At 58.8% G+C, this 13,569-nt stretch carries 9 protein-coding genes and 3 pseudogenes; 1 reads left to right on the top strand and 11 read right to left on the bottom strand.

The annotated features are described in order from the left end of the window. Positions 1-103: 103 nt before the first annotated feature. The 8 genes and pseudogenes from tnpC to AC0NID_RS14495 form a co-directional block, all read right to left on the bottom strand. Positions 104-1,564 (bottom strand): annotated as a pseudogene (tnpC, locus tag AC0NID_RS14530) (IS66 family transposase); the annotation flags it as partial. A gap of 66 nt (positions 1,565-1,630) precedes the next feature. Next, positions 1,631-1,978: an IS66 family insertion sequence element accessory protein TnpB gene (gene tnpB / locus AC0NID_RS14525; RefSeq protein WP_473459487.1), complete on the bottom strand. Its 348-nt coding sequence runs from the start codon at positions 1,976-1,978 to the stop codon at positions 1,631-1,633. Then, positions 1,975-2,328 carry an IS66-like element accessory protein TnpA gene (gene tnpA, locus AC0NID_RS14520; protein ID WP_473459485.1) on the bottom strand — a complete coding sequence of 118 codons (354 nt, stop codon included), beginning with the start codon at positions 2,326-2,328 and terminating at the stop codon, positions 1,975-1,977. The genes tnpB and tnpA overlap by 4 nt, the downstream gene beginning before the upstream one ends. Positions 2,329-2,422: 94 nt before the next feature. Further along, a complete protein-coding gene (locus AC0NID_RS14515) occupies positions 2,423-3,868 on the bottom strand; it encodes an IS4 family transposase (RefSeq protein ID WP_473459517.1) in 1,446 nt (481 codons plus the stop codon). 139 nt (positions 3,869-4,007) lie between these two features. Next, positions 4,008-4,055, bottom strand: a pseudogene (locus AC0NID_RS14510) (hypothetical protein); the annotation flags it as partial. A 314-nt stretch (positions 4,056-4,369) separates the two neighbouring features. Continuing rightward, a complete protein-coding gene (locus AC0NID_RS14505; RefSeq protein WP_473454629.1) occupies positions 4,370-5,200 on the bottom strand; it encodes a hypothetical protein in 831 nt (276 codons plus the stop codon). A 67-nt stretch (positions 5,201-5,267) separates the two neighbouring features. After that, positions 5,268-7,466, bottom strand: a complete 2,199-nt coding sequence (locus AC0NID_RS14500; protein ID WP_473454628.1) for a biotin/lipoyl attachment domain-containing protein — start codon at positions 7,464-7,466, stop codon at positions 5,268-5,270. 156 nt (positions 7,467-7,622) lie between these two features. After that, positions 7,623-7,991 (bottom strand): annotated as a pseudogene (locus tag AC0NID_RS14495) (integrase core domain-containing protein); the annotation flags it as partial. 296 nt (positions 7,992-8,287) lie between these two features. Here AC0NID_RS14495 and AC0NID_RS14490 point away from each other — a divergent pair. Continuing rightward, positions 8,288-9,004: a hypothetical protein gene (locus AC0NID_RS14490; RefSeq protein ID WP_473454627.1), complete on the top strand. Its 717-nt coding sequence runs from the start codon at positions 8,288-8,290 to the stop codon at positions 9,002-9,004. A gap of 450 nt (positions 9,005-9,454) precedes the next feature. Here the strand turns inward: AC0NID_RS14490 and AC0NID_RS14485 are convergent, their stop codons facing one another. Genes AC0NID_RS14485 through AC0NID_RS14475 form a run of 3 tightly spaced genes read right to left on the bottom strand, consistent with a single transcriptional unit; the run spans position 9,455 to position 13,567 of the window. Next, positions 9,455-10,396: a serine protease gene (locus AC0NID_RS14485; RefSeq protein WP_473454626.1), complete on the bottom strand. Its 942-nt coding sequence runs from the start codon at positions 10,394-10,396 to the stop codon at positions 9,455-9,457. Between the two features lie 50 nt (positions 10,397-10,446). After that, positions 10,447-12,426, bottom strand: coding sequence for a caspase family protein (locus tag AC0NID_RS14480; protein WP_473454625.1), 1,980 nt, complete (start codon positions 12,424-12,426; stop codon positions 10,447-10,449). Then, complete coding sequence (locus AC0NID_RS14475) at positions 12,410-13,567, bottom strand: trypsin-like serine protease (RefSeq protein WP_473454624.1); 1,158 nt, start codon at positions 13,565-13,567, stop codon at positions 12,410-12,412. Before AC0NID_RS14475 ends, AC0NID_RS14480 begins: the two co-directional genes overlap by 17 nt. Positions 13,568-13,569 lie beyond the last annotated feature (2 nt).

Genomic DNA, 13,569 nt, shown 5'->3' with positions numbered 1-13,569 from the left:
ATGTAAACCTACGGTCGCCCGGCCTGCTGGGGATGCCCGGCATCCGCTCGCATCCCAAACGTCGCGCACACAAACTGCGCATAATCCGGGCCTGAGCATAATTTCTGCCGAGAGCGATGCCGCGCAGGGCTCGCTCGGCTGCATTGTTCGATAGGCAGATCCGCCCATCGTCGAGGAACCGGGTGAAGGATGACCAGCGGCGCAGCATGTAGTTGAAGGCCTTGGTCAGATCGTGTCCGCGCGAGAGCTTGTCGCGCGTCTCGATCATCCAGCGCTCGAGTTCGGTGACCTGCGGCGCGCTCCGCTCCTGGCGCACGGCGTGGCGTTGGGCCGGCGACAGGCCGCTGATCTCGCGCTCAATATCGAACAGGGCATCGATGCGCTTCACGGCTTCAACCGCGAGCGGATAGACCAGGTTGGGCTTCTCGCCGCGCGCCTTCTTGCGCGCCGCCGCTTCGATATCGGCCAGCTCGAACACTTTGCGCCGGCTGTGGGCCCAGCAGCTGGCTTCCAGAACAGGCGCCGGCTGACGACCCGTCGCATAGAGATCGCCATAACCACTAAAGGCATCGGCCTGCAGAATGCCGCTCCAGCCGGCGAGATGCGCCGCGGGATGTTCGCCTCGACGATCGCGGGAATAATAGAACACCGCCGCCGGCGGATCGGCGCCGCCGAACGGTCGGTCATCGCGCAAATAGGTCCATAATCGACCGGTATCGGTCTTGCCCTTGGCCAGGACTGGCACCGTCGTATCGTCGCCGTGCAGACGTGAAGCGGCCAGCACATGGGCTTCGAGCCGCTTGAACAGCGGCATCAGCGCCGCGGCGCCGGCGCCGACCTGGTCGGCCAGGGTCGACAGGCTGAGCGGCACGCCTTCGCGGGCATAGCGTTCAGCCTGGCGGTTGAGCGGCTGATGCTGGCCGAACTTCTCGAACAGGATCATCGCCAGCAGGCCGGGACCGGCCCAGCCGCGGGGGGTGGCGTGGAACGGCGCCGGAGCCTGGCTGATCGCCTCACAGTCGCGGCAGGTGAACTTCTCCCGCACGTGTTGGATCACCTTCCATTGCCGCGGCACCACCTCCAGCGTCTCGGTGATATCCTCACCCAGCTTGCGCAGCCGATGACCGCCGCAGCAATGGCAAGTGGTCGGCGCCGGCTCGACCATGCGTTCGCGCGGCAGATGCTCGGGAAATGGCTGGCGCGCCGGTCGTTTGCGCACATAAGGCGCCACCTCGGTGGTCCGGGCCGCCGCCTGTTCGGCGGCGATCTCGTCTTCCGTCGCTGTGCTCTCGAGTTCCTCGAAGGTGAGCTCCATCTGGTCGTGCAGGCGGGCGGAGCGTTCAGAACTCTGACCATGCAGCGCCCGCTGCAGCTTCCGGATCGTCAGATCCTGATGTGCGATCAGCGCCGCATCATCCGATGCCTTGGCCCTGGCGACCGCCAGTTCGGCCTCGACCAGCGCAGCGCGCGCGGCCTCGTCTTCGGCTCTGGCCAGCGCCGCGGTCAGCGCTGCTCTCAGCGCGCCGATATCGTCCGGAACAGCATCCTGGGCGGTGGCAACCATGCCCCGGAGTGAATCATAAAATGCGTCCGCTGACTCGCGGAAAATGGCGCAAACTCAAAGAAAAACTCAGCCCGCGCGCTGCGGGCGGAACGTGTGACGCGGGTTGCGCCAATCGATCCCGTCGAGCATGTAGGCGAGCTGCGCCGGTGATATGGAAATCGTACCGTCCGCCGGCGACGGCCATAGGAACCGGCCCTTCTCGAGCCGTTTTGCATACAGCGACATGCCGAGCCCATCATGCCAGATAATCTTGATCAGATTGCCGCTGCGGCCGCGGAAGACGTAAAGATCGCCGGCATGCGGATCCCGGCCCAACGTCTCCTGAACCTGCAGAGCGAGGCCTTGCATCCCGCGACGCATATCGGTCCGGCCGACCGCCAACCAGATCCGCACCTGGCTCGGAACCGGGATCATGAAACGCCCAGCGCCTTCACCATCGCCGCCGCCAGTGTCGGCGGCGTGGTCAGCGGAATCCGCAGCCGCACCTTGCCGGCGACCTCCAGCTCGATCACCGCTGGTGGCGCCGCCCGCACCGAAGCGGCGACAGGCTCATCGGGAACCACGACAACTTCGGCAAAGCCCGTCTCGCGGGCTCTCAGCGTGCGGCGCCACTTATAGATCAGGCTGGTCGCGACATCGTACTGACGCGCTACCGCCGCCACCGTGGCCCCGGGCGCGAATGCCGCGGCCAGTATCCGGCACTGATCCGCTTCACTCCAACGACGCCGCCGCTCAGGCCCGGTCAATAACGTCACATGGCTCATGCTGTGCTGCTAACTACGCTCGTAAGGACGACCTCAAGAGCGCAGCTTCGCTACCGTGCCATGCTCGCGCAAGGCGGTCCTCGCCGGCTTCCGATTACCCACATCGTCGGCTTGATCCAATGGAGATGCCGAAGGCGATGTCGTGCAAGCGGGTCATGCCGCGCCAGACGACCATGTTGCCAGGAGGCGGATCATGGTTGCGGGCGAGATAGCCACCAAGCATGGCGATTTGCAGCAGGTAAGCGGCGAGCGTGGGCCGTTGGAGGCGCGGTCGCATTCGGGACGCGTCGATCCGGTCGAGCGCAGTGATCTCGGCGAAGGTGAGAACGCTGTCGGGCGCGGCGTCTGGCTTGGCGCGCGCCGACATAGTGACGAAGAATATGCGCCAGCTGACCACCGCGATGAGGGCGAGGAACTTCGCCAGCCTCTCGGCGGTCTCGAGCCTAGCCTCCTCGGCACGGCAGCCGGACTTCATGACCTTGTGGAACACCTCCGCCTTCCAGCGCAGGGCGTACCAGCCGAGCTTCTCGACCGCCACGGAGAGATCTTCGACCGGCAGGTTGGTCACCAGCTTCCAGTCGATCGGCTCGCGGCCGGGCGGCGGATTCTCTTCGAGGGCGTGGATGTAAGTCAGAACCTGCGGACTGTAGCGCTTCTGCTTGCCCACCGGCGGCAAGGTGTTGATGGCGGCGAACTTCACCTGCAGCCAGGTCGTCTCGTCCTGATCGACCGTAATGCGATGACGTCCCGCCCAAGGCGCCGCCGCAAGTTGGGCAAAGACGCGATGAGCAGGATCGTGTGGGGCAGCATCGGCAGGCCGCTCTGCCAGCCTGTTCGTCTGCACCCGCACGAGGAAGCTGGTACCAAGGTCCTGCGCGGTGCAATAGAGCTCGTAGATGTCGCTCTCCCGGTCACCCACATGCACGCAGCGCTCGGGCGCGCCAACGAGCGCGATGGACTGGCGCAGGTTCTCCAGCCAGCGGTAGCTCTCCTTCGTCTCGATCGGCACGCGCGTGGGATTGATGTGCCGCTTGAGCGCGAGCGTTCCCTTGAACTTCGTTCGTGTCCAGAACTTCGCCGCCGTCAGACCGAGGGGTGTGCCGGTGAGGGTGACGGCCAGGCTTGAATGCATCAGCACCCCGCACAAGGTCAGCACGTTGGGCTGCCCGGCCTTGTAGCGCCCGGCGTTGATGGTTTTGGTGAAGCCGATTTTGCCCGGCTGCGCGCGGCTGTAGATAAATTCGGTCGTGTCCTGCAGGATAAGGATCGGACCTTCGCTCGCCGCAACGCGCGCCGCGGTCGCAGCGAAATGGCCAGCGAGAACGCTATGTTCTGTCACACGCGGGTTGTCAAAGAAGCGGTAGGCCGCCTTCGCCGCCGCCCAGTCGCCGCAGGCCGCCGGGATTGGCTTGCCCGGCGCAGCTGACATCTGATCCAGCAACCGTTGCAGCCGACGGGCCAGACGCTTGTCGGGAAGGGCCGCCGCAGAAAGCTCTTCCTCCTGCCAAGCGGCTTCGCTGCTGCTGGTCTTGTCTCGCATCCCTGACGCCTCCGTGATTCGGCGTCACGGACAGAATCACGGCAGATTCATACGAGGCAATAGGCCCGCCGACGATGTGGGTAATCGGAAGCCTCGCCGGAGGCGTACCGGCAAGGGGCTGTTCACCGACGAAGAGATTACCCATGAAGACGGAGTGTCCGTTTTCGGGGAAGGCTGGGCAGTAGATGGTTGGGCTCGTTCCGAGCGCCTTTCATCAGCGCCTCGGCAACCGGGCCGACATTGCCGCGCGGTGTCGAGCCGAACGTCGAGTAATACTACCAGCAGAACCGCTGAGCGCCGGCCCTGCGAAGCAGGCGCCTCCCGCGCAGCGGTTCGTTCATCGGCCCCACGGCTGCCGGTCAGCAACGCGCCTCATATCGGCCGTTCGGATCAATTGCAGCGCGTCCCGAAAGCAGCCATCATTGGTGCATATCCGCACGTTATCTCGACGTGAGTCGGCTGTCTCCTCCCTCCCGGATTCAGCAGACATGGCTTCGCCGGTTAGTCCGGGACCGGGGTTGTAGCGTCAGTGTCAGGTGACCGTAGCCGCTCCCAGAGCGCATCAAGATCATCCATAAACCGAAGGTCCTCGCGCTCTATAAGCCGATAGGGATTGTTGGCCTCGGGAGCCCCCAAATCAGAGAGCCGGAAATCGGAACCCACAGAAAGGGCAACAGCTTCGAGTCTGAGGAGGTCTACGTACCGCATCCCAAGCTCCCCGCTGTGCACGTCGTCGATGTCCTCGTAATACCAAGTTCGATTACGCCAGATCTCGGCAACCCAGGAACCGACAAAGATCTCTGGAGTCATGTATCGAGCGAAAGGCCTTAGCCTTTCAGCGGCCTGTGCGACATTATTGTTCTCGCCGCCGAGAAAGTCCGATTTGAACTGGTATGCCCCGGCACCAAACTTCAATGCAGCCTCGGCCAAAAAACTACCGATCGAAGGATCGAGACCAGTGTCGTTTAGAATCTCGGTGAACAGGAAATACCCGGTTGCGTAATAGTTGAAGTTGCCCGGATCAACGGCGCTACCTTGGGGGTAGGTGCCCGATTTACGCATGTCAACCGAGTAGTCCCAATACAGTTCTGCGCCAGTTTCTACGTGGTACAGGCTTTGTCTGCGGGCCTCCTCGAGGAGCCCACCGCTGACTGCATCGAGCCACAGTCCCACCGCGTCGTACCTTGAAGTGTCAAGTTGTTTCCGGATGACGTTTAGATTGCCTGTAACAGTATCCCCCCATCTAAGCTCAGGGGCGATCAGTTGCTCCGGCGGAAAAAGCAGGGTTGAAGAGCCGAAGCTGGACGATTGCGTCCCTACGCAGCCAACCACACTGAAGCTGCAGGCTGCGTGTGTCAGGACAGTAGTCTGAGCGCAGCATGCCAGCGCAAGCAGTATTCTAGTCCGCCAGTTTGACCATCGAGACATCGATCTCTCCGAATCTAGGCATAAGTCCTTCCGCGGCGGTGCAAGCCTCAAGTTCCAACAGCCCTAGCTCTTCACTGCAGATGGCTGACGTCAGAGGAAGAATACTAGGCAATCCATTCACGCGCTTTGTCAGCTCAGCGACGGGAACTCCAACGCCTAGGATGAAATCTACATTCCATTTACCATCGTCGTTGAGCCCTATTCCGACGACCTCGCCCACCAGTACCAACCGCGAGTCAGGCCATGGGTCGAGCTCTAGCCGAAAGCGATCGCCGGTATTGAGTGCCGACAAGTCCATCTCTTGGGTAGAGAGAACGACCCGCGCGCGCCGTCTAAAGCGACTTTCGACGGTCAGAAGGGATGAACCTTGGTCAAGGAAATTGTCAGGCTTCGCCCTGATTCCAACTACCGTTGTGTCTGGCGGAAGAACGATCCTTCCGCTCTTGTGCTCTCTTGAATCTGCGTAACCGAGCATCCCATTTATCTGGATGATGGCATCGTTTAGCGAGCGGAGTTCACTTACCGATTCCACTGCTGTTGCGAAGTCTATGATTTTCTGCCTGTAGGTTTCCCAGTACGTTTGAAAAGACTTATCTACATCGACCGCCAAGTCACCGCGCACGTAGAGGTTCACACCGTTGGACCATCCATCACGCCACTCAATTAGGGCGTTTAGGGCGCGTCGCTCGCTGATGACCGGCTCCCGCAAGACGGAAAACCAGATATCTGCGCCTCTCAGATAGTTTGCGATTTTGGGAACCGCACCGGGCGGCGGCGTTGGGACAGGGTTCGTTACGCTAATGCCGCCCAAGAACTTTCTGAACGTTGCAGCCGTATAGAGTGGCATTATTCGATCGGCGATCAGTGGGCCGAACACTTGCTCCGCGAGTTCGGGTATCGGAAGCCACTCCATACCTTGTGCACGCTCGCTAGGGTTTGTAAGTGCGCTTATCGCGCCCGCACTCAAAAGGGCAGCGAACTCAACACGGACGCGATCGAGTGTTTCCAAATGGGCTTCGACCATCGCGTCATCGTAACCAAAGTCTAGCGCGGCGATCTCGGCGGCTGCCCGCGCTAACTGTTCGTTGCGGTCTTGGGACAGGTCTACAGGGACAACGGAGTTCCAGCCTTTGCCAAACACCACCTCTGCATGGAGAGCCGCTATGCGTGCAACCATGCGGTAGTTTCTTTGGTAGGTCTCAAAGCTATCGTTTGTGGAAACGCACTGTTCTCTGATCACCTCACGTGGATGTCTGCTATCTGTGACGAGAAAACGGTCTGCGCTGCCGCCTCGCGGTAATACTCGGAATTCCCTTAGGGCCTCGATGTCTGTCTCTGAGACGAACCCATCGTCGATGACCTTCACCCAATAGGCCCCGGACGCATCGCAAAACGACTGCACGAAGTTGGAAAACGTTGCCAAGGTCCCTCGCCACTCCCCCTGCGAGAAAAGCAACGGGTCAGTGATGGTGATGGTCTGGTGATGAGCAAATGGGTTGATGACCGACGGAGTTTGTACGCCGTGGCTCGCTCGAATCTCATCGGCCAAAACCAACGTTGAAAAGCGTGTTACTGTACCTTGATCGAACGTCGAGATGGCAGAGATAAGCTTGATGCCCTTGGGATCCAGGAGCGTCGCAACTCTTTGCTCAAGCGTTTCGATGCTTGCTATGCCATTGCTGTCGCGGGTGAATGTCGAGCGAACTCCTTTGATCTTTTCAGTCCAGAACACCCGCATGATCAGCTCTTTAAGTCTGTCGAGTGCAGTGCGTACTGAGGCCGGAGCCTTATCGATCCATAGGGGGTCGCCAGTTGCTTTTATCGAAATCGGACCCGGACGAGCGCGATCGATTTGAGCATGCAGGGCTAACTGTCGGTCAAACATCGGCTTCACGTCATCGATCAGTCCGCTTGGAGTAAACTCCACTAGCGGCGAAATTTCCTCGGCATCGTACACACCCTGCACAGTATAGAGTCCCGGCCCCGGGTCCGCCGAAAACGAATAGCTCGGTTGAGGAACCACCACTCCTACGGAGGGAAGCGTTTCGAGTTTGCCGGCGACCGGCATAGTTACAACGGTCTGTACTGGCCAAACGGTGAGCGTAAATGCCTCGACCGACGACGAGTGCGTTAGTGTTCCAATTGCCGCAGCGACATATAACACTTTCATGGACCACCTTCGCAAAGCTGTAGTTGAGCGAAGAATTTGCTGGGGGAGACTGCTCCAAAACTAACAAGATGTCACGTGGGCAGGTCTGTCAGTCGTCAGATAATTTGAGACTTTGGTCTGAGTTAGTAGAGGCCCTGGCTGATCTGGGTTGGCATTTTAAGCGGCGGCTTTCCGATGCTGCCGCGCCGCAGTTCAATGGTCTTTCGCTTGTCCTTTCTCGTACAGCAGGATGGTCTGGCCTCGGCCGAAGTAGACGTCGACCGGCGTAAGATTATCGAGGCTCTCCTGATAGCGGCGATGGTTGTAGCGCTTAATGAAGGCAGCGATCTGCGCCCTTGAGATCGTCCGGGAGGATGTAGTTCTCCAACAGGATGCGGCTCTTCAACGTATGGTGCCAGCGCTCGATCTTGCCCTGGGTTTGAGGATGTCTCGGCGCCCGCAGGTGTGATCGATGTCCCGGTCGTGAAACCAGTCGGCAAGCTCGCCGGCAGGCGTGCTCGCCCCCGCCTCGTGGCGTACAGCGGGAAGCGTGGGCAACCCCCTCAGCCGGAGGGGTCCTCCCCGGTCTGCACAAGGCGCAGCCGCAGAAGAGGGGATGCCGGCTAAGCGGCCTGAGGGGGAAAAGGGGCGCGCGCCTCCTCCCCACATGCGATTCCGCCTGAGGCGTCATGCCCGCGAGCGATCGTCATCCGCAAGAGCGGAGACCCGAGCTCCGTTGCCTATGCGATAGAGCGGCTCGTGCGGACGCGGACTTCCTTAACCCACTCATTCGTGACTATGGTCTTTGGTTCGCAAGATCATTCTGGACGTGGGGCGTTTCGATGACTGCAGGCGGCACAGGGGCAGCAACTCAAGATCAGCCAACGCTCAATCCACTGGATGATGACTTGAAGCGCGCCCAGATCGACTACTATCGCACCCAGATCGCCAGCCTCACCGCCACCCGTTGGGACCGGGTAGAGATCGTGAAGGTTACGGGCGCGGTCCTGGCCATCATCTCGGCGCTGGTGCTAGGCGGCTTCGAGGTGCTCAAGGGCTCGATGAAGATCGAGATCGTGAACCTGAAGCAGACCGAAGCGGCGCTGAACGCAGAGCAGGCGGTTCTGCTCGAATCAAGAAACGAGTTGCAAAGGCAAGGTAAGGACTTGAAGGGTCAAGTCGATGCAGCAACCCAGGAACTAGTTGGGCTGAAGGATCAGCTTGAGGACGTGACCGCCGAAGTTGAAGTTCACCGCGAGCGGGCAGACGCCTTCGTCGCGATTAACAACAGCCTGGGAGATATCCCCGACGAGATACTCGCCGGGCTGGGTAGGACCCCGTCGGATGAATGGATAAAGGAGACACGCTCGGATGCATTCCTACTCAAGATGTTCGTCGCAGCCGCCTGCAACCGTTTCGGTGAAGCGAGGCAACAACTGGCCGCCGCACCGCCCGACAAGGGGGACACCGACTTTGCAGCGTTGGGCCACATGCTCAACGCACGCGAAGCCGAATACAAGAAAGCCATGGCAGCAGGCACCATGCCGCTGGGTTGCTAGCCGCTACCCTGTGACGTCGCCGCCGAAGTATTTTGTTGGCCTCTGACCCGCGCCGACTTGGCCACTGACGACCTAATCGCAGTGCATTGCCCTTCAAAACACGCTGATTGGCATTCCCCTTTCTTCCCGCGAATGCCTCTATAGCATGCGATCGCGGGCAGGCACGTGCCCCCACTACGTGAACGTTTAGGAACCTTGCCAGCAGCCGATCGTTCGGACGGCGGATGCGCGCCTGCTACAAATCCCTGAATGTCCGCTCTTAACCTTCTAATACGAGCAGTACCTTGGGTCTAATTCGAGCAAACGTCGCGAGAAGGGCCAAACGCGACTGAGGTCATTTGTCGCGAACTGCCACCAGCGCCGGCGCAAGCTGCTGGTTAGAGCAGGTCTATTAATCAAAACGCATGAAGTGGCTGCCGTCGCGCGGCCATCGGACCATCGCGTCCGGGGTCAGTTGACGAGAATCGAAGCGAACTTACAGGTGCTACCGCTGGAATCAGCAACACAGCTCAGAACCTGTGCTCTGTAAAAAACAGCTTTTGTATACAGGCCGACTTTCAGCGGCTCGTCGGTACAACCATACTCACCAGGGGTTTCGCCACCGCTGACGATGCCAGCAAGAATTGGAGTCATATCCTCGCCACGGTGCCAGATTAAGCCACCGCCACTATCACCCCGACAGGCGTCGGGCGTCATCGGCTTGTTGATATCGCCCGCGCAAATCATATCGGCAAGGATCTTGTCCCCATAGATAAGTTTGCCGGTGGCTTTGTCAGGCAGCAGCTTACAATTTTCGGTCGTGACCGAAGGGATGTTGTCGGCAAACTTCAAAACATACGACGGGCCAGATCCCGGTGCGGTCGCGCCCATCCCGAGGATTGTATACTTCGCAACACTGGTTTCATGACCGCTAGCGGTGAATTCGTCCTCGCTTTGAATTTCGATCGGCCTTGCATTGGCCGGCGCATCGGCGGAAAGTTTGATCAGCGCTATGTCACCGCGAAGGTTCGGTGAAGTGGCCTCTGTCAGTGAAAGGACATCCTCAATGCCGACTGAATCGGCTTCGACGCCGTAAACCGTCCCGCCAACATATGCGATATAGCTTCCAGCCTTGACGGTAGAATCGAAGCAGTGACGGGCACTGACAAGCCATCTCGGTGCAATGAGGCTGGCGCCGCAATGATATTCAAAAGCTCCGGCCGTGCCGAGGTGGCGACCAAGCGCAGCATGAAATGGGAACTGCCCCTCGCTGGCATCCTTGCCGAGAAAGATTTTCGGGAGGGCGTGGATTTCGTCACCGGACCCCTCGCCTTCTGTAGCTGATGGTATACTCGCCTGTTCCTGAGCTACGGATTCCGATACGGCGGCTGCCAGAAACACTGCCAGGATCAAAAGTTGGCTTCGGGATAGCATCGAATCCCCCAAACGGGCCTAGGTCGCAGTCATTTGTTGGTAAAAAAGCGGAGGCGGGTCGTGTCAGCCGCAACGCCGTCCCGTCCGTTGACGATCGTAATTGCCTTCGAATCGATACCCTTTCTCACCAGGGCGTAGCGAGCGTGGAGTGCGCGAATTAGCCTTTCATCACTCCCAGCCATCAAAAGGGTCTCTTGCTCGTCTAACTTCTGTCTCAGTTCGAACCGCTTCTCGGCATCCGATTCAGCGTTTAGCGCTGTCGTCAGGTCGAGAACCTGCGGATTTTCGAGGCGAGGCGTCGCGATTGAGACCCAATTGATTGTCAGTCCGCTTGCCTTCAAACGATCAACCTCCTGGTCGACTGCGGCTGTCACAATGCTTGGGTCAGCGTTCTCCCAGCTTACGACCAACTCGGATCGCGCGACGCCAAGGATGTTCGTGTAAGTTTCCGGCTTGGGTTCCGCTACAGGGGCACTGAACTTTGCCCAGGTCGCTTCGCCAGTTCCCAGTTGCCCCATTGGTATCGGCAAGTCGAATTGCTGGTACGGCAATTCGACTTTTGCAAAAAGATCGCCGGTAGCATCGTCAAAACGATATTCAGCGATTTGAATTGGCAAGCCTTTTGGAAGCGTGCCGAGGATTGCGGCGCCGTCGCTGTCGTCGGAAAGAAGGTCGATGTCGAACGCACTCGAGAGCTCGGCATATCTCTGGAATTGGGCCGCATCGAATTGAAGTTTTGAGCCCACTTCCCTGACTTCGATCTCGGCGTTCGCAATAACCTCCACCCGGTCTTTGCCGGTAACGATACCTTGCGATGAGCCCTCGACGGCCGACTCGAAATTGACGACCGCGTCTTGAGACATCACCCTCGTAAAGCGAACCGGAAAACCGGAATTGATCACCCCCACCATCAAGTTGTCCCGGCCCGCATCGAAGGCGAGATCGATATTGGCAGCCAGGGCAATTTGGCTGCCACCACCATCGGGCAAGGGCTGGTCGGAAATGTATTTGCGCGCCGACCCCAAGAACTGGCTGTATGGAAATCGCCTCAGGAAGGAATAAACCGCATCAGGCGACTTTTTGTCGAGCACCGCCAGCCATCGGTCCTTCAACTCTTTCCAATCGTCATCAGCGGGTTTCGGCGAAAACCCAAAGGGATCACCTCCAATCTCGGGCTCCAGTGGCTCTGGCAGGGAGAGAGTGGTTTCGATCGTCCGGTCTCTAAGCGCCCCGTCGAACTCCAGCATGGGCACCGGTTCTTTTGCGAGGTCGTGAAAAGCTTGCGTGTAAAAACTTCCGCGTGCATCGGTGGAAAGCCCAACCGCCTCGCCCCCAACTTCATTTGGAAACAGCCGTTTAACGGGAAAGGGAAGCTTCCTGTCCTTGTTGACAGTAGCAATCGGTTCAAACGCTCGTTTGGCGGCTTCGCGCTTGCCGTTGTCGTCGATCTCAAGGTCGAGCCCGGTTCGACAGGTATCCAGCATCACAATTGCAGCACTCGGATTGAAGCGCTGCATAGCGTTGACGATTTGATGCACCGGCGTGGCCAAGCGAAACAGGTTTTGGCTATTCACCGTTGTTTTCGGATAATTGAGTGGCAGCAAGTAGTTCGTACCCTTGAACGAAAAACCATGGCCGGAATAGTAGAAGAAAACGACGTCACCCGGCTCGATTTTGGACAGGTAACTACGGAGTTTTTGCCAAAGTTCATCGTCGGTTGCGAAACCGCCGGCGTCGTTATCGCCGTGAAGGACAACGTTCTCCCCGGAGAACGACTCGCGGATGAGTTGGTAGTCGCGTTTGACGCTGGGGATGTCAGTCAATTCCTCGTAGTCGCTGTTCGCAAACGCGATCACGTGAACCTTCGGAAGCTTCTCGACTAAATATTGCTTGTTATTGTCCGGCTGCGCAAAACAATCGATCGTCGAGGCAATCAACGCGACTGATACCAGGGCCGACCGGACGGCGGATTTGTGAATTCGCCCGTGGCTTTTATTCGACGTGAACATCAGCGTTCTCATCAAATTGGAAAGCAATTCCTTCGGCGCTAAGCCAGTCGAGCACCGGCTTAGTTCCTACCGACGTATAAATACCACCACCGCCACAAAACCCGGGATACTCGTGCGCTACACCGAGGAGTGCTCGAGAAACGATTCCGACGAGTGTCCGCTTCGAGGGCGTAAGAAGTTGTCCGTCCAATCCAAACTTTGCACCCGAGTCAAGGCGATAAACCGGTGCGCCACTGTCGCCACCACAGCTGTCCGTAGCTGGCCCCTCCCGCAAAATTCCACCTCTCGCTAGGGCGAATTCGCGATGCATCGCGCAGTATGATTTGTACGCTCTCCCGGAGGCACAAAACCGAGACAGAATTCCGACATAGGCTGCACGCATCTCATCCGCCAACCTGCCCGTCTCGGTCCTTCCAAAGCCCACCAAGTAGAGGCTTCTAAGATCATGATCGCGCAGGACGAGAATGGCCGGTCGGATTACGCTTAAGGCAAGCTTCTTCGACGCAGCATTTTGAAAACCTACCTCAACGGTGGGTGCGACAGGGACTCGAAAACTCCCCACACTTGCGACTAGAATGCTCCACGGCTCAATCCGAAAATACGCAAGGTCTCGGCCCGGCTGGACGTCGGGCTGTAGCGAGCATTGGTACCCCGGAAAACGTACAGGACCGCCCGTTACGATCAACTGCGCAAATGTCGGTTCGGTCGTAGTGGTTCTGGCCCTAAACTGAAGCTTGATAGAATAATTCGAACCACAGCTGCAATGACCTGCGGTAAGAACGGTGTCGAGCGCAATGAGCACACCAGTACAACGATCACCATTGTCAAACTCAATCAAAACCACATCAGCAAAATTTTCCGACTCGGCGGCATCGCCTCCAATCACCTTCTGGTCGGTGACGAAGGACTTTGACATATCGAGAACACAATCAAGCTGCTCGGAAAGTGCGCGCTGCGCCTCATCGGGTAAAAGACTTTGAAACTTGTCGAAATCGGACCACAGCACGCCCTCGCCAACGCAACTGATATTTGCGAGTGCTGAGCTGCTTAACGAAGCAACGATCACCGTGAGCATTAGAAGCAAGCTCGCGGTTCGGTATTGGCGCCAGACACGAAGGTGAGGAGCAACCGGCGCCAGCATCC

This window comes from Mesorhizobium sp. WSM4821 (assembly GCF_055901555.1).
This window is presented reverse-complemented; position numbering and strand designations above follow the sequence as displayed.

Excerpts from the sequence above, each read along its gene's own strand:
- tnpB (WP_473459487.1), bottom strand. The coding sequence starts at position 1,978 with ATGATCCCGGTTCCGAGCCAGGTGCGGATCTGGTTGGCGGTCGGCCGG.
- tnpA (WP_473459485.1), bottom strand. The coding sequence starts at position 2,328 with ATGAGCCATGTGACGTTATTGACCGGGCCTGAGCGGCGGCGTCGTTGG.
- AC0NID_RS14515 (WP_473459517.1), bottom strand. The coding sequence starts at position 3,868 with ATGCGAGACAAGACCAGCAGCAGCGAAGCCGCTTGGCAGGAGGAAGAG.
- AC0NID_RS14500 (WP_473454628.1), bottom strand. The coding sequence starts at position 7,466 with ATGAAAGTGTTATATGTCGCTGCGGCAATTGGAACACTAACGCACTCG.
- AC0NID_RS14490 (WP_473454627.1), top strand. The coding sequence starts at position 8,288 with ATGACTGCAGGCGGCACAGGGGCAGCAACTCAAGATCAGCCAACGCTC.
- AC0NID_RS14480 (WP_473454625.1), bottom strand. The coding sequence starts at position 12,426 with ATGTTCACGTCGAATAAAAGCCACGGGCGAATTCACAAATCCGCCGTC.
- AC0NID_RS14475 (WP_473454624.1), bottom strand. The coding sequence starts at position 13,567 with ATGCTGGCGCCGGTTGCTCCTCACCTTCGTGTCTGGCGCCAATACCGA.